Raw genomic sequence first — 19,756 nt, 5'->3', positions numbered from 1 at the left:
GGAAAGTCTGAAATCGACACGATTGAATTATAGTGCTCCAGACTTGTGATTGAAATGGTGGTTTGTAATTTTCCATGCTCCGAAGTTCTGGATCGCCCGCCGCCGAGATCTATATAGCAACATGTAGTGTATGAATTCGAGATGCGACAATCTCAGGGATTATAGTATATCATATATTTTATCTAGATAGAGCTCACGGACGCGATCACCCCAGTTATGGGTGTAGGTATCGATGATATCGTCGGCGACATCGCCGCGGAGATACTTCACGATGCCGCGATCGCCGGTCCGATCACGGAGATGTGTCGTGAAGAAATGCCGGAAGTAGTGCGGAGTGACGTTTTCGGCCGCGTCGCCGCCCGACTGATACCAGCCCATCGAACGGGCGTGCTTGGTGACGATCGAACGCACCATCGGAGGCGTGAGGCGCTCGCCCCAACTGTCTCTGGTACTGAGAAACAGGGGTTCGGCGGCCGAGATCGTGTTCGGCCGGACGGCGAGCCAGCGCCGCAGCGTCCGGCGAAGCTCCGCATCGACCGGTACGATCGTCGCACGCCGTCGTTTGTTCGACGCGTGTCGTTGCTCGCCGTTGACGACGTCACCACGACCCACGTCGTTCGCCACGTACAGCGATTCGGCTCGATCGTTCAACTGGCCACGAGTACCCAACGAGTACGTCTCGTCGAGATCCGTGTCGTCGAGCACGAGATCGCGGAGATCGAGGTTACAGAGCTCGCCGACGCGCATCCCGGTCTTCAGCAGTACGACGATCACGGCCCGATCGAGCGGGTGGGTGATTCCCGCGACGAACTCGCGCATGGCCGAGAGCGAGATCTCCCGCCGCTGAGGGTCTTTCTCGATGGTTTCGTCCATCTCCTCGACGACGAGCGCCATCGGGTTCGAATCGAACGCCTCGACCTGCATCATATAGGCGTAGAACCGATGGAGATACGATGCGTAGGTCGCTACCGTACTCTGACTGTGTGAATCCCGTAATGAATGCACCCACGCCATGCATTCGCGCTGACCCGCCTCGGCAGGTGCGAGCGAGTGCTCGTTCGGGCATCGAGGGCCAGCGATGAACTCCTCGAACCGCCGGAGAACCCGTTCGTAGGCCTCACGCGTGCGCTCCGAACGGCCGTGGTATTCGAGGTCCTCGATGAAATAGCCGACCGCGTCGTCGATCGCCTCAGCGGCCATCGTCCCCTGCGGTGTAGCCCCCGTGGCGGCCGCTGTAGCGAACACGGTTCTCGCGCTGGAGCCGTTGGAGTGAGGTTTCGAGTCGCTCCTCGATATCGTCGGTGAGCGATTGGACGAGCTCGTCCCACGAGCAGTAGCCGTCGTCGAGGACGTCGAGCACCCGGTCTTCGAGGCCATCGACCCCAGGGGTTTCGTCGCCAGAACCGAACTCCTCCGGTTCGCCATCAAGGTCGAAATCGCGCCGGCCAGCCTGTATCATCAGCCGTACGAACTCACTCTGGCTCATCTCCAGCTCGGCGGCGTGCTCGCGCCACCGCTCTTTTTGATGGGCCGGAACGTAGGTCTTGACGACCTTTCGTTCGGTGTCGCTCTCGCTCACAGCGGCCGAACGACCGCCCACGATATCAACGTTCTCTTTTTCTCGATAAGCGTTCTTATACCTCGATTCGGACCCCTTATTCCCGCGCTTTTCCAGCATATCAATCTTTGTGGTTCCCCAAAATCGAAAGATGGTACTACACAGATGGCCAGATATGATGCGTCAGTAGACGATGTGTATCCTCTCTTCATAGTGAGCCATGGATTGCCCAAACAACAGCGGGGCACTCTCTTCGAGAACGTACCTGCATACAGTCGGTTCTGGCAAGCGTTCGACAAAGATGTATCGAGGCACGTATCGTGTAACTCCCCAATTTGGAAACTTCGTCCGCACACGGACTATTGCTCGTGATTCGATCAGCGTCCCGACAGCCAGCAGCGACAATCGTCTACCACGAGTACGTTTGCGAACGGCTGCTGGGCCGACTGTAAATCGAGACGGATGGCCAATTATTCTCTGAGGACGCGGTACATCGGCTCATCGAGGGGACGAGCGTCATCGCGACTCGTTTTCTCCATGTTGCGCACGATCGTTCCCATCACACGGTTCCGAACCGGGAAGACCGTCTGCTGTTCACGACGACGTTTTGATATCGTCTGCAGTGACAATATCCTCGTCGTCAGCGCCCACGATACGACGGTCGCGACGTTCGCTGACGTCGATCCTGAGCTCTGCAACCAACCCATCACCGTCCGCTTCAGTAGATTGTGAGTCGGTCCAATGATTGCGGAGCCCCGTGATCGTCGGCAGCCAGCGTTTACGTTTGCCGTATCGCTGGGATCATCGCCGTTCTCTTCAGGTGATCCGATATGCAGGCCTGACAGACTGTGGTCAAGTTCGTTCCGCCCGACGAGGTGGAAACGACGTGGTACACTTCCAACTCCACCTGTGCGCCAAAGTTGGCGCACTGATGGCCGTCTTTGTCGGGCTTTCCGCCCCAGTTGATTCTACGCTGTAGAGTGCAAACGCTGGCCCGGAACCGACTCATCGGTCATATGATTGTTGCTGAACTCTCCGAGAATCGTTTATCTGTACCGCCCAAGCTCACTCGGAAAGGGATGCGATCTATCGATTTCGGGATGGCTTATCGCCAGATCATCCGTTCCGGATAACAACACGAATCTGAATGAACTATTTCGGTTGTTCTCGCTCGTACGAATAAATCACATGTCGCTATACGATATCTACGATCGGCAGCTGGCCAAGATAGAGCACTCAATGCGTGAGAATTCGACCGTTTCGAGGATCGATTCGGTTGCAAATCGGTCCGAAATTGCACGGTCNCAGCTGGCCAAGATAGAGCACTCAATGCGTGAGAATTCGACCGTTTCGAGGATCGATTCGGTTGCAAATCGGTCCGAAATTGCACGGTCAGTCACGACCAACCCAAGAAATGGCAGGTCCAGTACGTAAGTTCCGGTGATTCGGGGGAGGCGGGCCAGCGCGGCCGCTGGCCCGCCGGTCGGACCCGACGGCCGTCAGGCGATTAGTCTGGCGGATCGACACCGTAGTACTGTTTGGCGATTGTGAGGAATGTCGATCCACGCACGCGAGTGGCCGCTCGCTCGTCGCCGAGCGAGCGTTTCACCAGCATGTCCACGAGTCGCCACAGCGAGTACAGCAAACACGCGAAGATGAAATTGAAAAATCGGTAGCGATGGTCTGTACTGGTGGTATCAGCCATGAACGACTTGGTTTCCCTGTAGCCGTTCTCGATACCCCAGCGATTGGCGTACTGACGCGTGAACCGCGCGATCTTGTGGATGATCGCGATTTCGCTCGTTTCCCCTTCTGTGAGGTCCAGATCGGGATGGTTGGTCTCGAAGACGACGTGATGGACGCCGTCATCGTCGACGGCGTACGTCTCTCTGTAGGACGCTTCCTCTTTCGAATCGACGAGATCCTCGTCGAGGGACCAATCGACAGATTCCTCGTCATCTTCGTTGAAGATGTCGAGGAAGTTCTCGACCAGTTCTTTGCGGATCGCCGCTTTGGTCGTGATCGGATCGGACGCCGACTCGGCGTCGGCGTCCTGTTCCTCGGCCTCGTCCGGCGGTGTACCCCCGTCTGGCAGCAACTCGTCACTCTGAACGTTGGCTCTCGGAACCCAGACACGCTTTCGCGGCGGCCGGCCGGCGGCCGCCGCGGCAGCGTCTCTCTCGACGGCAATCTCGTCCAGACACAGATCCTTGGCGGTCCGTTTCTCGTCTCCGTACATCCTCGACGGATTCAGGTAGGAGACGTTGTAGGCCTCACAGACGTCCTTGACGCCCTGGCTATCGAACTCGCGATCCATCAGGACGAGGTCGATAGAGACCATTTCGGTGGCGTGTTTGAGCAGTTCTTCGACGATCGTCGCCCGTTCCATTCCTCTCACGACCGGAATCCCGTCCAGGACAACTGGCATTTCGGTGCCGACGATCTGGACGGTCGCGTACTGGTACGCGACCTCCCTGTTATTCTCCTTGGTGCCGATAATCTGGTTTTTCAACGCCTCTGTGTCTCGTTTTCCGCGGAACGGATCGCCTTCAGTGATGTCGATCGCGACGTGCTGGTTGCGGTTCAGCTTCCCCTGTTGTCTCGCGCGGGCGATGACCTCGGTCATCGCCTCGCGGTGATTCCGTCGCTGTTGGTCGATCGTCAACGAGCGGATGCAGTTGCGGTGATACGAGCCAGTTGGCGTTCGCTCTCGGGTCGTCTCCAGGGTGAAATCGATCGCGCCGGTCTCGGCACAGAGATCCTGTCGACAGCCGAGAAAGGTGTGTAACTCCAGGAAGGCGTTGTCGTGGATCTCTGGGTCGTCGGGCCGGTCGAAGTCGACGACCGGCCCGACGAGTGGCTGGGCAGTCTGCCAGACCTCTTTGGCGGTCTTGGTTGCGAGCCGTCGCTGGGATCGCGCGCTCCTGCTGGGATCGTCGTCCGTGGGTTCGTCGGCGGTAAAGCCACGCTCAGGGACAGAGACGCCGTGATCGCGAGCGACTTCAACAACGGCTTCGACAGCCTGGGTGAGGTCTTCGCGATAGGGTTTAGTGAAGCGATCGTGCCAGGCGGTGTACAGCGTCGACTGGTTTGGCCGAGACTCGACGCCGAGTGCGTCGAGTCGCTCGGGATTGGCGTCGAGATACGTGCAGAGGGCCGTTTCGTGGTCCCAGTTGTGGTAGAGGCGGATCAGGTGGAGCCGGGTGACGAGTTCGAAGTCGGTGGTGTTGGTGTGCCACACCGGGTAGGGATCATCGATCGGCGTGCCGCCGATCGTGATCGGAAGCCAGCAGAGAAACGCCTCCACGTCTGCATGCGCTGGGTGGGCAAACCAGTACGAGGCGAGCTGTTCAGCTCGCCACGATACTGGCTGCTGCTCGTGGTCCGGATCCAGAATCCCCCAGCACTGTCGGGCGTATGCTGCTGACTCCTCATGCAGCGGGGCGAACGTCTCCGTTCGTGTCGTGGCGGTGTGTGCCATCGGCCGAGCCGATGGCCCACACGCCACTCACGCCGACGCATTGGAACTGTCGTTCGGAAGGATCGTTCATCTCCCAGTTCCGCCAAGATCCCACGAATTGAGATTGTCATCTCTGACTACTCANCACACGCCACTCACGCCGACGCATTGGAACTGTCGTTCGGAAGGATCGTTCATCTCCCAGTTCCGCCAAGATCCCACGAATTGAGATTGTCATCTCTGACTACTCACGATCGGTCGGTCGGTTCGACGGCACGTCGCTCGTGGATCGGTCCGGCACGCTCGGCGAGGTGGTGTGGCGTCCGGTCGTTGGCGACCGCGAGCAGTTCGGCGACGATGCTGTAGGCGATGGTGGAGGGAGCATCACCGCCGAGATCGAGGCCGATGGGCGTGTAGATGCGATCGGTATCCGTGTCGGTGATGGATACGCTCTCGGCGGCGAGTTCGTCGCGCATCTCTTCGAAGCGATCACGAGGACCCATCAGACCGATGTAGGGCACGGGTGTTTCGAGCAGTTCGCCGAGCGCAAGCCGGTCGTCGATGAAGTTGTGGGTCATCACGACCACGTGCGTATCGGCGTCGAGATCGACGGTCTTGCGGAGTTTCGGTGGCGACGTCGTGTGAACCGTGTCGGCCGCGGGGAAGTCGGCCTCCGACAGCGCGCCCCGGAAGGCGACGACCGCGACACGGAACCCGACCCGCGTCGCGAGTTCGACCACGGGGGTGACGTCCGGCCCAGAGCCGAGCACGACGAGCTCCGGCGGTGCCTCGATCGTATCGACGAACAGCTCGACGCTGCCCTCGTCGGTGTCGATGCTGAGCGTTTCGCTCCGCCCTGCATCGAACAGCGCAGCCGTTCGATCGGCGAGGTCCGCGACGAGCCACGTAGGTAGATCACCCGCAAACCCGTCGTCGGGGTCGTAGATGGCACGCTCGCCGATCGGGCGGTCTCCACCGACAACCGTGAGAGTCGCACAGTCCGTGCCGTGCTCAACGCGCTCGACAGCCGGGCGGTGGCTCGCGGCGAGCGGTTCGAGCAGGACAGTGATGATCCCGTTGCAGCCCATTCCGAGCCCCCAGACGTCCTCGTCGCCCATCAGATCGTAGGTTTCGATCCGTGGCTGTCCGGCGTCGAGCACGTCGTTCGCGAGTCCACGCACCTCGTCTTCGAGACAGCCGGCGGTGAGACTGCCGGCACCGCCGTCGTCCTCGATGAGCATCTTCGCGCCGGGGCGGCGGTACGCGCTCCCCTCGACGTCGATGATGGTCGCGAGCACCGCGTCGCTATCCCGATCGAGCGTATCGCCGATCGCTGCCAGTACGTCCGCTTCGGCCATTTCCCAGTTCGTGTCGGTCATGTCGTTCTCTGTTGGTGTGTTCGTCTCTCGGTTCGTCGCCTGTCGTGTTCGTAGCCGATAGCGCCGTGTGACCCTTGCCGTCGGAGCTGCCGAGCGAGGTCGGCGAGATCGTCCGGTCCGGCGAACGCGAACAGTCCGTCGAGATACGGCAGCGCGGCCGCCATCCCGCGGGCGCTCGGTTCGTACGCCGGTGAGGCCGCGAGCGGGTTGAGCCAGAGCACCGCCGCTGCCGTCCGCGACAGCTCCGCCATCGCCCGCTCCAACACCGATACGTCACTCGTCTCCAGCCCGTCGCTCACGACCACGAGCACCGATCGCCGGTCGACGGCGTACGGAAATTCGGTGCGGAGGCGATCGAGCGATGCGCCGATATGCGTGCCGCCGCCCCACTCGGCCTCGGCACGTTCGAGGGCGGCCAGCGCCGCGTCAGAACTCGGCGCATCGAACGAATCGGTGACTTCCCGGAGATCCTCGTCGAAGAAGAACGCCCGTGTGTCGCGCCAGATCGTGTGGGCCCGCTGGAGGAATCGCAGCAGGAACGGCCGTTCGATCACGTCGAGTACCGATCGGCTCACGTCGACCACCACGCGCACCCGTAGCGCCGTTCGTGCCCGCTCGCGCTCCGGCAGGTCGACGACCGCACCCCCTGTCCCGACGCTTGCCCGGAGCGCACGTCGGATATCGGGACGTTGCTCGCCGGTGGTCCAGCGCCGACCCGCGAGCTCCGCAAGCGCGCGCGTCAACTTATCGAAGGCGTCGTCGAACCCCTCCTCGTCGGGCATGGCGAACGTCGCGATTTCCTCCGATCGACCCGTCGGACTGTACCGGGCGGTCGTGACGTTCTCGCCCGCCGCTTCCGTTCCGCGGCCGACGACCGTACCCAGACCGTCCCGGGTTTCGTCGGCATCGCCATTCTTCCCGTTCCCATCGTCCGATTCGGAGCGCTCACCGGGAGCCGCTTCAGCTCCGAGCGGTGCGAGTCCCCCGTCCGGCGGATCGTCGGGTCGCTCCGCGGGGCCGTTCGGATCGAGGCCGGCGGTGAGTCGCCGCCAGAACTCGGCGAAGAGTTCGTCGAACGTCGCCACGTCCGCCTGCTCGGGCACGAGCGATGCCCGAAGCGCGACTCGTGCGCGCTCGCGATCGTCGAACCCGACGGCGACGAGCGCGCGGGCAGCGGTCGTCCCGGCGTTCGCGGGGACGGATACGCCTGCCCGACGGAGTGCGCGCACGAACCGGACGAGCTCCTCGCGAACGTGCTCGGTTGGCTTCATCAGTCTGCCTCCACGCGGGCGCGTTCGGCCGCCTCGCGCAACGATGCCAGCAGTTCGTCGTCGACGCGCTCGATGTCCTCGACTTCCTTGAGCAGGCAGCCGAGCGTGTTCCGGATCTCGGCATCGTCGAGCGAGTCCTCGTTTCCGTCGCGGAGCGCGTCGATCGCCCGTGCCCAGTCGATCGTCTCGGCCGCGCCGGGCGGCTTGAGTAGCGGTTCCTCACGGAGCCGACCGGCCATCGCACAGAGTTCGGCGACGACCGCCGCGTCGAGCGCGGGCACCTTTCGTTCGAGGATGGCACGCTCCTTCTCGAAGGAGGGTGGCGCGACATGGAGGAACAGACACCGGCGCTTGAGCGCGTCGGACAGCCCGCGCGTCCGGTTCGAGGTGATGATCACCGCGGGGGGTGTCGTCGCGCTGACGGTGCCGAGTTCGGGCACGCTCACCTGGAAATCGGAAAGCAGTTCGAGCAACAGCGCCTCGAACTCCTCGTCGGCTCGGTCGACCTCGTCGATGAGTAGCACTCGCCGGCCCTCGCCGCGGAGCGCGCTCAGCAGCGGGCGTTCGAGCAGGTACTCCTCGTCGAACACCGATCCCTCGCCCTCGTTTCCTTGGACGCTCAACAGCTGCTTCGTGTAGTTCCACTCGTAGAGCGCGCTCTCGGCGGTCAGCCCCTCGTAACACTGGAGCCGGAGGAGTTCGGCGTCGAACCCGCCGGCCAGCACTTTGGCGAGTTCGGTCTTGCCCGCCCCCGGCTCGCCCTCGACGAGCAGCGGCTTTCCAAGGCGGAGCGCCAGCGTCACCGTCGTGACGATCTCGTCGCCGGCGACGTAGTCCTCGCTCTCGAAGGCCGCTCGGACGTCGGATTCAGTCGTCCCGTCGAACCCGGTTGCGTCGCTCATCCACCCTCCACGGCCCGTCGATTGACTGATGCTGCCGGCCACGAGGCACCGTCGGGCGGGTTCGGCCCCGAGTCGGACGAAGCGATATCAACTATCGACTGTGACACGACCGCACGTAACGTACCCGCACCTTAAAAACCAGTTCGTCAGATCGCCGTCACGAGTCAGTGGAAGACGACTGGGAGAAAAGAGGCGAGAAAAGTGTCAGTCGGCCGCGACCGACGACGAGCCGTCCTCGATCGCCGCGGTCAGCGCCCGCTCGGTGTACACTTCGAGCAGTTGAGCGCGGAACTCGTTCGATGCCTGCAGATCCGACATCATCATGTCCACGTCGAGATCGTCGCCGGCGCGGTTCGCGGCCGCCTCGATCGTATCGCCGTCGAGCGAGCCGTCCGTCAGTGCGTCCTCGACGGGCGAGAGGCGAACGCCGTGATCCATCACACCGTTCGCGCCGATCCGCGCCGCCGTGATGCCGTCGTCGTCGGTGTCGAGCAGCGCGGCGACGCCGACCATCGCGTAGCCCGACGAGGGGCTCGGTTTCTTCGCGTACGCGCCGTGTGCCCCGTCGGCCGAGGGAATTTCGATCCGCGTGAGCAGTTCGTCGGGGCCGACATCGGTCGTGTACATCCCGAAGAAGAACTCGTCGGCCGGGATCTCACGCTCGCCGTCCGGACCGTGGACGACGAGGGTCGCATCGGAGGCGAGCGCCGCGCCCGGCAGGTCGGCAGCGGGATCGGCGTGAGCGAGGTTCCCACCGATCGTACCGCGATTTCTGACCTGCACGTCGCCGACCTGCCCGGCGGCCGCCGCGAGCGCCGGCGCGTGCTCGGCCACCTCTTCGGAGTCAACGAGATCGCTGTATCGCGTCATCGCGCCGATCGAGAGCCCGTCACCGTCGGCCGAGATACCCTGCATCGTCTCGATATCGCTGATGTCGATCAGGACGTCGGGACTCGACAGTCCAGTCTTCATCGCCGGCAACAGACTGTGGCCGCCGGCGAGCAGTTCCGTCGTCCCCGCTTCCGAGTGTTCGTCGAGCAGATCGAGCGCGTCGTCGACGCCGTCAGCGTTGTAGTAGTCGAACTCGTCGGGATACATCAGTTCTCACCTCCGTCCTCGTCGATCCCGCTTCCGTCCGCGATCGCCTCGTCGCCACCTTCCGCCCCTGCATCGGGGGCGTCGTTCACCGCCCGCCAGACCGCCTCGCCCGTGAGCGGCATGTCGATGTGATCGACGTCGAACGGCTGGAGCGCGTCGGTGACGGCGTTGACGACGGCCTGCGGGGCCGCGATCGTGCCTGCCTCGCCGACACCCTTGACGCCGAGCGGGTTGTGCGGGCTCGGCGTCACCGTCGAGTCGGTCTCCATCGTCGGGATGTGTTCGGCTTTCGGCACCGTGTAGTCCTGCATCGAGCCCGTCACGAGCTGTGCGTTGTCGTCGTATTCGGCACCCTCGTAGAGCGCCTGACCGATGCCCTGGGCGACGCCGCCGTGGACCTGCCCCTCGACGATCTTCGGGTTGATCTGTGGGCCGACGTCGTCCACAGCGACGTAGTTCTCGAACTCGATCTCGCCGGTGTCCGGATCGACCTCCACGACCGCGATGTGGGTGCCGAACGGGAAGACGAAGTTGTCGGGATCGTAGAAGGAGGTCTCCTCCAGCCCCGGCTCGATCCCGTCTGGCATGTCGTGGGCGAGATAGGACTGAGCGGCCACGTCCTGGATATGCATCGAGCGCTCGGGTGCGCCCGCGACCGCGAACTCGCCGTTCTCGAACTCGATGTCCTCCTCGCTCGCCTCCAGCTGGTGGGCGGCGATCTTCTTGGCCTTCTCGACGACTTTCTGCGAACTCGTCGCCAGCGCGCTTCCCCCCACAGCCGCCGAGCGCGAACCGTAGGTACCCATCCCCTGGGGGATCTCGTCGGTGTCGCCCTCGACGATCTCGATGTCGTCGTAGGGGATTCCCAGCTCGTCCGAAACGATCTGGGCGTAGGTCGTCTCGTGACCCTGGCCGTGACCCGAGGTGCCACAGAACGCCGTGACCTTCCCCGTCGGGTGCACCCGAACGAGCCCGGATTCCCAGAGGCCTGCCTGCGCGCCGAGCTGGCCGGCGAGTTCCGAGGGTGCGAGCCCGCAGGCCTCGATGTAGCTCGAAAATCCGATGCCGAGATATCGCCCTTCCTCGCGCAGTTCCTCTTGGCGTTCCCGGAGATCGTCGTAGCCCACGGCTTCGAGGGCTTTGTCCAGTGCGGGCTCGTAGTCGCCGCTGTCGTACTCGACGGCGACGGGCGTCTGGTGGGGAAAGTCGTCGCTCGGCACGAAGTTCTGCCGACGGAACTCGGCGGGATCCATCCCCATCTCGCGCGCGCCGAGGGTGATCATCCGCTCGACCGCGTAGAGTGCTTCCGGCCGTCCCGCGCCGCGGTAGGCATCCACGGGTGCGCTGTTGGTGAACGCGCCGACCACGTTACAGTGGATGGCCGGGATGTCGTACTGGCCCGACAAGAGGGTGCCGTAGAGATACGTCGGCACGGCGGGTGCAAACGTCGAGAGATACGCACCCATCCCCGCGTAGGTCTTCACGCGCATGCCCGTGATCACCCCCTTCTCGTCCATCGCGAGCTCGCCGTGGGTCACGTGATCCCGACCGTGGGTACCAGTCAGGTAGCTTTCGGAGCGTGTTGCGGTCCATTTCACCGGCCGTTCGGTCTCCTTCGCACACCACGAGGCGAGCGCCTCGTCGGGATAGTGGCCGATTTTGTTCCCGAACCCGCCACCGACGTTGGGGGCGACGATGTGGAGTTTGTGCTCGGGCACGTCCAGCACCCCGGACATCAGCTGGCGGTGGAGATGGGGATTCTGGGAGGTCATATGGACCTCCAGTTCTTCGGTACCGGGTTTGTACTCCGCAACGGTCGCGCGCGGTTCCATCGCGTTCGGGATCAGTCGCTGGTTGGTCAGATCGATCTCAGCAGTATGGGCCGCCTCGTCGAACGCCGCGTCCGTCTCGTCGGCGTCGCCGATCTCCCAGTCGAACGCGGTGTTGTCGTCGAGATCGTCGTGGACAACCGGTGCGCCCTCGTTGACGGCTTCCTTTGGGTCGGTAACCGCGTCGCGGCGGTCGTAATCGACATCGATGGCGTCGACCGCGTCGCTCGCGATGTAGCGCTCCTCGGCGACCGCGACCGCGATGCCGTCACCCTGATAGCGTGCCGTCTCGCCCGCCAACAGCGGATGCGCCGGCGTCTTTAGGCTGTCGAGCAGCCAGCCAGTGGGAACCTCGCCGGGCACGTCGAGATCGTCGGCGGTGTAGACGCCGATCACTCCGTCCATCGCTTCGGCGTCGCTCGTGTCCACCCCATTGATCGTCGCGTGGCCGTACTGGCTCCTGAGTACGCTCATATGAGCCATGTTCGGCCGCTGGATGTCGTCGGTGTACTCGGCCTCGCCCGTGATCAGCGAGGGATCCTCGCGGCGCTCGACCGCCGAGCCAAGCACCGATTCTACATCGAGATCGTCGGCTTCGATCGTCTCGATCCCCATTAGTCGTCACCTCCGCCGTCCGCGGCCGTCATCTCCGGACTCGCCGTCTCCCCCATCTCGTTGGCGGCGAACTCGACGGCGTTGACGATGTTCTGATAGCCCGTACATCGACAAAGGTTGCCCTCGATCGCCTCCCTGATCTCGTCCTCGTCGGGGTCGGGGTTGCGCTCCAGGAGATCGTCCGCCGCGAGCATCATCCCCGGCGTGCAGTAACCACACTGGAGCCCGTGCTCCTTCTGGAACCCTTCCTGGATCGGAGCGTAGCTGCCGTCCTCGGCGAGCCCCTCGACGGTGCCGATCTCCGCGCCGTCGGCTTGGACTGCGAGCAGCGTGCAGGATTTCACCGCGTCGCCGTCGAGGTGTACTGTACAGGCCCCGCAGGTCGAGCTCTCGCAGCCGACGTTCGTCCCCGTATAGCCCAGCTCGTCGCGCAGCGCGTGGACGAGCAGGGTTCGCGATTCGACCGTGAGTTCGTGTGTCGTCCCGTTGACCGATAGTTCGATGTCGTGTTCTGTCATTGCTTGCTCCCGTCCGATCGACCGAGAATCCGGTCGACGATACCGCGGCCGTCCTCGTCCGACTGCGCCTGTTCGACGGTGCCACCCTCGGCGATCTCGCGCTCGCGGAGCTCGTCCTGAACGGACGAGAAGAAGCGCTTGACGACCTGGTTGGCCGCCGGATTGATGACGCGCTGGCCCATCTGCGCGATGCGCCCGAACACGTCGGCCTCGGTCGCCCACTCGACTTCGACACCATCGTCCGCCTCGTCGAGATCCATCCAGGAGGACATCTCGAAGGAGCTGTCCCCGGCCGACCCCTCGCCCGAGGCCTCCATGTACGGCTGGTCGCGCTCGTCGATGGTGACGACGGTCTCGAAGGTCGGGTTCACCGGCCCGATGCTGATGCCGATGATGGCGGCGTAGTGATTCCCCTCCTCGAACGCGCGCTCGGCGATGACCGCCGGGTCGGACGTCGGTTCGACGTCCCGATCGGCGTGTTCCTCGCGGAGGGCGTCGAAATCCGGATCCGTGTCGTCGACCGCGACGAGGAACTCACAGCCCGGCAGCGCGTGCTCGATCATCACCGGGTCCGAGAGCGCGAGCCACACCTCCTCGGTCGTCGCGTCTTCGAGTTCGAACGTCCCACTGAATTCCATGTGTGAGTGTCTCCTGTGGGAGTAACTCACTCCCACACGGTACTGTCGCCATACCACCAAAAAGATTGCCATAGAACGGATCGAAACGTCCGAGTCATGAAGAAAAACTAACCAATGATATAAGTAATGAGTTCGTGTATGTGAGTGCATGACGAACGACCGAGTGATCGAGCTGCTCCGCAGCGCCTACAACGACGAGATGGAGACGGTGATGAACTACCTGACGAACGCGGCGGTGCTCGACGGCGTCAGCGCTGCCGAGGTCAAGGACAGCCTCCGCACCGATGCCAAACAGGAGGAGCTGCTCCACGCCGAGCGCCTCGGCAAACGTCTGAAGGAACTCGACGCCCAGCCGCCAGCCTCGTTCGAGTTCGAACCCGAACAGGAAGCGCTTCAGCCGCCCGACGACACCGCCGACGTTCTGAGCGTGATCGATGGCGTGATCGAGTACGAGGAGGCTGCCATCGACACCTACCGCTCGCTGCTGGAGGCCGCGCGCGAGGCCGACGATCCCGTGACCGAGGACCTCGCGATCGACATCCTCAGCGACGAGGAGTCACATCGGAGCGAGTTCCGGAGTTTCCGCAAGGGCTACCGGGAGTGAGTCACAGGCACACGGCGGGTGCGGCCAGCAAGACTAAATAGCACACCGATCCGAACGGCGTTCATGTCCGAGCGATACGACGTCGTCATCGCCGGCGCGGGTCCCGCTGGTGCACAGTGTGCCAGGGATCTCGCCGAGCGCGGCTACGAAGTGCTCGTCCTGGAGACCGAACCCGAGGGAACGTTCCCTGCCCAGAGCAACAAGTCCACCGGCGGGACCTTCCCCTCGATGATGGGCTCGTTCGGCATCCCCGACGACGTGGTGATGCACTACACCGATAGCGTCGTCCTCGAATCGCCCGACGAGAACTTCCAGATGACCCAGCCCGGTGCGGTACTGGAGTTCGCCGACTTCAAGCGCTATCTCGTCCGCGACGGCCGCGATCACGGTGCGACCTACCGCTTCGACTCCCGGGTCTCACAGCCCATCGTCGAGAACGACGAGATCGCCGGCGTGCGCTACGACGGCGGCGAGGAGGTGTACGCCGACATCGTGATCGATGCCACCGGGCCGGCCGCGCCGCTCGCGAAAGCGCTCGGGGTGAGCGATCTCGAACGGAAACGCCAGGCGATCGGCATCGAGTGGGAGTACGAGGGCGTGGCGCTCGATCATCCCGGCTACGCCGATCTCAATGATTCGATGATGCTCCGCCTCGACCACGATCTCGCGCCGGGGGGCTACGCGTGGATCTTCCACACGGGCGCGGACACGGCGAAGGTCGGGCTCTGTTTCATCCAGAACGACAAGTACGGCCCGAGCGACGACCGCGTCCGTATCGACGACGCGCTCACGGGCTGGCTCGACGACGACCCCCGGTTCGCCGAAGCCAACCGCATCGACGACAGCCAGCATCGCGGCTCGGCACATATCCAGCCGCCGAAACAGCTCAGCACCGATCGGTTCATGGCGATCGGCGACACCGTCCCCTCGATCGATCCGCTCTGGGGACAGGGCATCGACAAGTGCATGCGCTCGGGGCGTGCGGCGGCCGTCACGGCCGATCGCTGTTTCACCGGCCGGATGGACACCTCCGCCGACGAGATGACGATCTACGACATGCTCTGGCACCGCAACGTGGCCCCGAAGGCGGCGATGCGGCTGCTCATGACCCATCTGATCTACTACGCCCCGACCGAGCGCTACAACCGCTTCATCCGCGACCTCCGCCGGCTCAGCAGCGACACGCTCTCGTCGGCCAACGCGGGCAACCCGTTCGCGCTGGCGAAACTCTTCCACGTCGGCGACATCCCCCTGTTCCGTGATTTCGTCGCCGAACACCGCGAACTCATCGGCCAGCTGCTCCCCGGCCCCCGCTCGCTGCTGTCCGACTGAGTATTCCTCCTTCCCCTCTCCTGACGAACTGCCGTCTTCGGTCACCGACCGAAATCACCGCTCAGTCGTCGGTCCGTTCGTCTGACGTCCCCTGCTGCGCCGGAATCGCCCGCGTCGCCGTCGCCTTGAACGAGGCGATCGCCTCGCTGCCGAGCGAGAGTGCGAGCGTAGCGATGCTCTCGCGCGTCACGAGCGCGGTCAGCCGTACCTCGGTTCCGATGTCGAGCGAGACGCGGGCGAGCGCGTCACCGCTCTCGATGGCGGTGACCTCCCCCTGAAACCGATTGCGTGCGCTGGTCTCGCGGTCGGGCAGCGCCCCGGGCGTGTGGAGCGTGACGGCATCGGCGCGGATGGCGAGACGGACCCGACGACTTCCTGTGGGAACGATCGCGCGGACGGTTCCGGCGGTCGTCTCGACGGTGGCGAGTTCGCCGTCGCGCTCGACGACCGTTCCGTCGAGCACCGTCTCCTCGGTCTCGGCCACGCCCGTGAACTCGGCGGTGAGGCGCTCCAGCGCCGCGAGGAGGTCGTGAGCGCCGTCGGTCAGCGTGCTGCCACCGCCGCCGGAGCCGCCCCGTTCGCGCGCGACGAGCGGACCGAACGCCTCCTCCAGTTCGACGACGCGGCGCTGCGAGCGCGAGTACGACCGTCCGAGCGCGCTGGCGGCGGCGTTGAGCGAGCCGTGGTCGTCGATCGCCCGGAGGAGGCTCGCGTCGCGCTCGTCGAACTCCACCCCCGATTTGTCGAGCTGTGCGTCGAAACCCGCGTCGAGGTCCATGCGGTCGGTTCGTGCGAGCCGGCAAAACGCTTATCACGGGGCCGAGGTGAGAGGGTTATGTCCATGAGAGAACAACGGTCGGGCGGTCGCTCGCGCCGCGACCTTCTGCGGGCGGCCGGAGCGGTCGGTGCGGTCGGACTCGCGGGCGTGGCGGGCTGTGTCGGCAGCGGTGGCTCCACCGGCACCACCGACGGTTCGGGTACTACCGGTGTCGGTAACGGTACGGACGGCAGCGGTGGGGGTGGAACATCGACGACGATCGCGATCCTCGCAGCCGGCAGCCTCCAGAACGCGCTGTCGAACGGTCTCACGCCCGCCGTCGACGTCCCGGTGAACGTCGAGGCTCACGGGTCGGCGACGGTCGCGCGCATGATCGACGAGGGCAAGCGCGACCCCGACATCGTGAGCGTCGCCGACGCGGCGCTGTTCGAGGACCCTCTCTCGCCGCTCTGGTACTCGGTATTCACGAGCAACGCCGTCGTCATCGCCTACAACCCCGACACCGAGGGTGGCAAGCGCCTCGCCGAGGCGGGTTCCGAAAACTGGTACGATGCGTTGGCCAGCGACGACGTGCGCATCGGCCGTACCGACCCGGATCAGGACCCGCTCGGCTATCGCGCGCTGTTCACCCTCGAACTCGCCTCACGGTACTACGACGACGCGTCAAACCTCAAAAAGAGGCTGCTGCAGAAGGATCAGATCTTCCCCGAGACGGCGCTCATCAGCCAGTTCGAGAGCGGTTCGATCGATGCCGCGATCGCCTACCGGAACATGGCCGTCGAGCGCGATTACGAATATATCGAGCTCCCTGATCAGATCGACCTCAGCAACCCACAGTACGATGAGGAGTGGTACTCGACGGTTTCGTACACGCTCCCGAGCGATCAGACGATCCAGGGAGGACTCATCAGCTACGGGTCGACGATCCGGAAGATGAGCGACACCGCCCTGGACGTGTTCGCCGCCCACACGACCGGTGACTACCTCGACGAACACGGGTTCCTCCTGCGAGACCAGTTCCCGATGTACGAGGGGGACGTCCCACAGCGTGTGCAACGGGCGACCGGCGGCTCCGGTGGTAGCGAATCCGGTGGAACGCAGTCCGCCGGAAACCGTTCCGGCAGCAACGAAACCGCGGGAACCCGGTCCGCGCTCGGCGGGAGCCCGGTGGAACTATCCGCGATGGTTTCGGATATCACACTCCTGATCTGAATGGCGACACGCTCGGACACGGCACGATCGCGGACGACGCTGTTCGGCTTCGACTGGCTCACCGTCGCGCTCGTCCTCGGCGGCGTGCTCTGTCTCTACTATCTCGCGCCGCTGGTCTCGCTGTTCCTGTCGGTACCGCCGGGTGAGATTCTCGCGCGGATGACCGACTCGACGGTCGTGGACGCGGCGACGACATCGTTACTGTCGGCGTCGATCAGCGCGACCGTCGCCACCGTGTTTGGTCTGCCGCTCGCGTACTGGCTCGCGCGGAGCGAATCGCGCTGGACGAACGCCGTGCTGGGGGTCGTCGTCCTCCCCCTGGTGCTCCCACCGACGGTCGGTGGGATCGTCCTACTCACGGTGTTCGGTCCCGGCGCACCCATCGGCAAGGCCGCGGCCAGCGCCGGCGTGCCGCTCACGCGCTCGCTCGCCGGCGTGGTGCTCGCTCAGACGTTCGTGGCCTCGCCGTTCGTCGTCGTCACGGCGAAGGCGGCCTTCGAGGGCGTCGATCGCACGCTCGAACACGCCTCGCGCTCGCTCGGCAAGGGGCGGTGGACGACCGCCCGAAACGTGACGCTGCCGCTCGCCATGCCGGGGATCGCGGCTGGCGTGACGCTTACGTTCGCGCGCGCGATGGGCGAGTTCGGCGCGACGATGATGCTCTCGTACTACCCCCGGACGATGCCGGTCCAGATCTGGGTCTCGTTCATCGAGCTCGGGCTCGACAACGCCTATCCGATCGCCATTCTCCTCCTGCTCATCTCGGTCGCGGCGCTCGCCGTGCTCAACACCGTCGCGGCCAACCCGTGGCAATGACACTCGTCGTCGACGAGGTGTACAAATCCCACGGCGCGTTCGAACTCGGCCCGATCGATCTCGCCGTCGACGAGGAGGTGCTCTCGGTGCTCGGGCCGTCGGGCTGTGGCAAGACCACCCTGCTCTCGACGATCGCTGGCACAGTCACCCCCGACGCCGGCACGATCTCGCTCGACGGGCTGGATCTCACCGGCCGACCGCCCGAAAAGCGCGGCACGGTTCTGGTCTTCCAGGATGGTGCACTGTTCCCACATATGACCGCTCGCGAGAACGTCGCCTACGCCGCGAGTTCGGAGGGACGGGTGGAAGAGCTGGCCGACGCGCTCGAGATCGGTGACGTTCTCGACCAGCGCGCGGACACGCTATCGGGTGGCGAGCGCCAGCGGGTCGCGCTCGCGCGCTCGCTGGCGGCTGACCCCGACGCACTCCTGCTCGACGAACCGCTCGCCAATCTCGACGCACCGATCAAGCGCCGGCTCCGCGACGAGCTCCGGCCGCTGCTCGCCTCGCTCGACGTGCCCGTCGTCTACGTCACCCACGACCAGCGCGAGGCGACGGCCATCGGCGACCGACTCGCGGTGATCGCCGACGGGGAGCTGCTCCAGCTCGACACGCCCGACGAAGTGTTCTCCCACCCTGCGACGCCGTTCGTCGCCTCGTTCACCGGCAGCACCAACCTGTTTCGGGGAGATGTCGTCGAAGCCGGAACGGGTCGTGCACTCGACTGGAACGGTCGCCGGCTCGACGCCGCCATCGGTGGGGCGACCATCGGCGATACGGTCCGGTTCTGCATCCGTCCCGAGTACGTCATGCTCGCCAGCGACGAGACGAGAAATTCCTTCAACGGGGCGATCACCCGGCAGGTCTTCGAGGGTGATGGCTACCTGCTCGATGTCGTACCTGACGGGGGCGACGAGGCCGTGCGCCTCGCGCTCTCACCACCAGCCTACGAGCGCGCGGGACTCGACGAGCGTGATCGGGTTCGAATAGCGCTGCCGGCCGACGCCATTCACGTCATCGGCGAGGGTGGTGGGCGAACCCACGAAACGCCGTCGCTCTCAGAGTAGCTCACGACGTGCGTACGTGCTGCCGGGGGCGAGGGGCCGTGGCGCTGAGAAGATCGACTATTCGATGTGGCCTTCGCGGCGGAGCTGGTCGGCATCCTGGTCGGAGTAGCGCCACTCGATGGTTCCCTTCTCGTCCTGCCAGTCCCAGGGTTCGACGAGTACGACATCGCCCTCGTTGATCCAGACGCGATATTTCATGCGACCGGGGATCCGGCCCATGCGCTCTTTCCCGTCCATACAGCGGAGTTGGACGTGATTGCCGCCGTTGTGCTGGGTCACGACGGCGAACACCTCGTTGTCGTCGGGCATGCGGAGGTCCTTCCGCCCGGATTCTTCGCTCATGTGTTCGATAGGAACGGCAGACGGTTAAGCCGTTGGGAATCGCCGGTCGTGCTCGCCATCCCGTCGACGGGTCGATCGAATGGGGCACTCACAGATCGAGATAGACGTTCTCCCGGTAGGTCTCCCCGCCGATACGTGTCTCGTTTCGTTCGCGCAGCTCAAAGCCGAGTCGACGGTAGAACTCGTTTCCCGGTTCGTTTTCGGCGAGCACCATCGCCCGCAGCCGCCCGGCACCGCGGTCGACGAGCCGCTGGCGGGCATGTTCGAGCAGATCGCTCCCGATGCCGTCGCCCCGATGATCGGGCGCGACGTAGACCCTGTCTCTTATACACATCTC

General features: G+C 64.3%; 18 protein-coding genes. 5 read left to right on the top strand and 13 right to left on the bottom strand.

The window, feature by feature from the left end; all coding sequences use genetic code 11:
• Window positions 1–159 precede the first annotated feature (159 nt).
• The 10 genes from C448_RS04915 to C448_RS04860 form a co-directional block, all read right to left on the bottom strand.
• Entirely contained in the window at window positions 160–1,200 is a 1,041-nt protein-coding gene (locus C448_RS04915; protein WP_004052207.1) for a tyrosine-type recombinase/integrase, read from the bottom strand.
• Window positions 1,190–1,600, bottom strand: a complete 411-nt coding sequence (locus C448_RS04910; RefSeq protein ID WP_004052206.1) for a DUF5805 domain-containing protein — start codon at window positions 1,598–1,600, stop codon at window positions 1,190–1,192. Before C448_RS04910 ends, C448_RS04915 begins: the two co-directional genes overlap by 11 nt.
• Before the next feature lie 1,465 nt (window positions 1,601–3,065).
• Window positions 3,066–5,039 carry a transposase gene (locus C448_RS04895; RefSeq protein WP_080503154.1) on the bottom strand — a complete coding sequence of 658 codons (1,974 nt, stop codon included), beginning with the start codon at window positions 5,037–5,039 and terminating at the stop codon, window positions 3,066–3,068.
• A gap of 227 nt (window positions 5,040–5,266) precedes the next feature.
• Complete coding sequence (locus C448_RS04890) at window positions 5,267–6,397, bottom strand: XdhC family protein (RefSeq protein ID WP_004052203.1); 1,131 nt, start codon at window positions 6,395–6,397, stop codon at window positions 5,267–5,269.
• Window positions 6,394–7,668 carry a VWA domain-containing protein gene (locus tag C448_RS04885; RefSeq protein WP_004052202.1) on the bottom strand — a complete coding sequence of 425 codons (1,275 nt, stop codon included), beginning with the start codon at window positions 7,666–7,668 and terminating at the stop codon, window positions 6,394–6,396. The genes C448_RS04890 and C448_RS04885 overlap by 4 nt, the downstream gene beginning before the upstream one ends.
• Window positions 7,668–8,570 (bottom strand): AAA family ATPase, encoded by a 903-nt coding sequence (locus C448_RS04880; protein ID WP_004052201.1) that lies wholly within the window; start codon window positions 8,568–8,570, stop codon window positions 7,668–7,670. The genes C448_RS04885 and C448_RS04880 overlap by 1 nt, the downstream gene beginning before the upstream one ends.
• Window positions 8,571–8,774: 204 nt before the next feature.
• Window positions 8,775–9,668, bottom strand: coding sequence for an FAD binding domain-containing protein (locus C448_RS04875; protein WP_004052200.1), 894 nt, complete (start codon window positions 9,666–9,668; stop codon window positions 8,775–8,777).
• On the bottom strand, window positions 9,668–12,112 hold the full coding sequence (locus tag C448_RS04870) for a xanthine dehydrogenase family protein molybdopterin-binding subunit (RefSeq protein WP_004052199.1): 2,445 nt from the start codon (window positions 12,110–12,112) through the stop codon (window positions 9,668–9,670). The genes C448_RS04875 and C448_RS04870 overlap by 1 nt, the downstream gene beginning before the upstream one ends.
• Entirely contained in the window at window positions 12,112–12,630 is a 519-nt protein-coding gene (locus C448_RS04865; RefSeq protein WP_004052198.1) for a (2Fe-2S)-binding protein, read from the bottom strand. The genes C448_RS04870 and C448_RS04865 overlap by 1 nt, the downstream gene beginning before the upstream one ends.
• Window positions 12,627–13,268 carry a CoxG family protein gene (locus C448_RS04860; protein ID WP_004052197.1) on the bottom strand — a complete coding sequence of 214 codons (642 nt, stop codon included), beginning with the start codon at window positions 13,266–13,268 and terminating at the stop codon, window positions 12,627–12,629. Before C448_RS04860 ends, C448_RS04865 begins: the two co-directional genes overlap by 4 nt.
• 148 nt (window positions 13,269–13,416) lie before the next feature.
• On the opposite strand from C448_RS04860, the gene C448_RS04855 reads away from it, so the two are divergent.
• Both C448_RS04855 and C448_RS04850 read left to right on the top strand, forming a co-directional pair.
• Window positions 13,417–13,872, top strand: a complete 456-nt coding sequence (locus tag C448_RS04855; RefSeq protein WP_004052196.1) for a ferritin-like domain-containing protein — start codon at window positions 13,417–13,419, stop codon at window positions 13,870–13,872.
• A gap of 63 nt (window positions 13,873–13,935) precedes the next feature.
• Window positions 13,936–15,204 (top strand): digeranylgeranylglycerophospholipid reductase, encoded by a 1,269-nt coding sequence (locus C448_RS04850; protein WP_004052195.1) that lies wholly within the window; start codon window positions 13,936–13,938, stop codon window positions 15,202–15,204.
• A gap of 61 nt (window positions 15,205–15,265) precedes the next feature.
• Here the strand turns inward: C448_RS04850 and C448_RS04845 are convergent, their stop codons facing one another.
• Window positions 15,266–15,982: a TOBE domain-containing protein gene (locus C448_RS04845; protein ID WP_004052194.1), complete on the bottom strand. Its 717-nt coding sequence runs from the start codon at window positions 15,980–15,982 to the stop codon at window positions 15,266–15,268.
• 63 nt (window positions 15,983–16,045) lie between these two features.
• On the opposite strand from C448_RS04845, the gene C448_RS04840 reads away from it, so the two are divergent.
• From C448_RS04840 to C448_RS04830, 3 genes are read left to right on the top strand one after another with little or no spacing between them, the layout of a single operon-like run.
• Window positions 16,046–17,194, top strand: coding sequence for an extracellular solute-binding protein (locus C448_RS04840; protein ID WP_004052193.1), 1,149 nt, complete (start codon window positions 16,046–16,048; stop codon window positions 17,192–17,194).
• Window positions 17,195–18,010 (top strand): ABC transporter permease, encoded by an 816-nt coding sequence (locus C448_RS04835; RefSeq protein ID WP_004052192.1) that lies wholly within the window; start codon window positions 17,195–17,197, stop codon window positions 18,008–18,010.
• Entirely contained in the window at window positions 18,007–19,077 is a 1,071-nt protein-coding gene (locus tag C448_RS04830; protein ID WP_004052191.1) for an ABC transporter ATP-binding protein, read from the top strand. Before C448_RS04835 ends, C448_RS04830 begins: the two co-directional genes overlap by 4 nt.
• A 57-nt stretch (window positions 19,078–19,134) precedes the next feature.
• Here C448_RS04830 and eif1A read toward each other — a convergent pair whose 3' ends face one another.
• Both eif1A and C448_RS04820 read right to left on the bottom strand, forming a co-directional pair.
• Window positions 19,135–19,419, bottom strand: a complete 285-nt coding sequence (gene eif1A, locus C448_RS04825; RefSeq protein WP_004052190.1) for a translation initiation factor eIF-1A — start codon at window positions 19,417–19,419, stop codon at window positions 19,135–19,137.
• Window positions 19,420–19,507: 88 nt separating this feature from the next.
• A partial coding sequence (locus tag C448_RS04820) for a GNAT family N-acetyltransferase (protein WP_004052189.1) occupies window positions 19,508–19,756 on the bottom strand: 249 nt, incomplete at its 5' end.

Source organism: Halococcus morrhuae DSM 1307 (assembly GCF_000336695.1).
GTDB classification, from domain to species: Archaea; Halobacteriota; Halobacteria; order Halobacteriales; family Halococcaceae; genus Halococcus; species Halococcus morrhuae.
Note: the sequence above shows the minus strand (reverse complement) of the source record. Positions and strands in the feature narration are given on the sequence as shown.

What these genes read in the sequence shown, in the direction of transcription:
- C448_RS04875 (WP_004052200.1), bottom strand. Translation starts at nt 9,668, where the DNA reads ATGTATCCCGACGAGTTCGACTACTACAACGCTGACGGCGTCGACGAC.
- C448_RS04855 (WP_004052196.1), top strand. Translation starts at nt 13,417, where the DNA reads ATGACGAACGACCGAGTGATCGAGCTGCTCCGCAGCGCCTACAACGAC.
- C448_RS04850 (WP_004052195.1), top strand. Translation starts at nt 13,936, where the DNA reads ATGTCCGAGCGATACGACGTCGTCATCGCCGGCGCGGGTCCCGCTGGT.
- C448_RS04835 (WP_004052192.1), top strand. Translation starts at nt 17,195, where the DNA reads ATGGCGACACGCTCGGACACGGCACGATCGCGGACGACGCTGTTCGGC.
- C448_RS04890 (WP_004052203.1), bottom strand. Translation starts at nt 6,397, where the DNA reads ATGACCGACACGAACTGGGAAATGGCCGAAGCGGACGTACTGGCAGCG.
- C448_RS04860 (WP_004052197.1), bottom strand. Translation starts at nt 13,268, where the DNA reads ATGGAATTCAGTGGGACGTTCGAACTCGAAGACGCGACGACCGAGGAG.
- C448_RS04885 (WP_004052202.1), bottom strand. Translation starts at nt 7,668, where the DNA reads ATGAAGCCAACCGAGCACGTTCGCGAGGAGCTCGTCCGGTTCGTGCGC.
- C448_RS04895 (WP_080503154.1), bottom strand. Translation starts at nt 5,039, where the DNA reads ATGGCACACACCGCCACGACACGAACGGAGACGTTCGCCCCGCTGCAT.
- C448_RS04915 (WP_004052207.1), bottom strand. Translation starts at nt 1,200, where the DNA reads ATGGCCGCTGAGGCGATCGACGACGCGGTCGGCTATTTCATCGAGGAC.
- C448_RS04840 (WP_004052193.1), top strand. Translation starts at nt 16,046, where the DNA reads ATGAGAGAACAACGGTCGGGCGGTCGCTCGCGCCGCGACCTTCTGCGG.
- C448_RS04845 (WP_004052194.1), bottom strand. Translation starts at nt 15,982, where the DNA reads ATGGACCTCGACGCGGGTTTCGACGCACAGCTCGACAAATCGGGGGTG.
- C448_RS04870 (WP_004052199.1), bottom strand. Translation starts at nt 12,112, where the DNA reads ATGGGGATCGAGACGATCGAAGCCGACGATCTCGATGTAGAATCGGTG.
- C448_RS04830 (WP_004052191.1), top strand. Translation starts at nt 18,007, where the DNA reads ATGACACTCGTCGTCGACGAGGTGTACAAATCCCACGGCGCGTTCGAA.
- C448_RS04865 (WP_004052198.1), bottom strand. Translation starts at nt 12,630, where the DNA reads ATGACAGAACACGACATCGAACTATCGGTCAACGGGACGACACACGAA.
- C448_RS04880 (WP_004052201.1), bottom strand. Translation starts at nt 8,570, where the DNA reads ATGAGCGACGCAACCGGGTTCGACGGGACGACTGAATCCGACGTCCGA.
- eif1A (WP_004052190.1), bottom strand. Translation starts at nt 19,419, where the DNA reads ATGAGCGAAGAATCCGGGCGGAAGGACCTCCGCATGCCCGACGACAAC.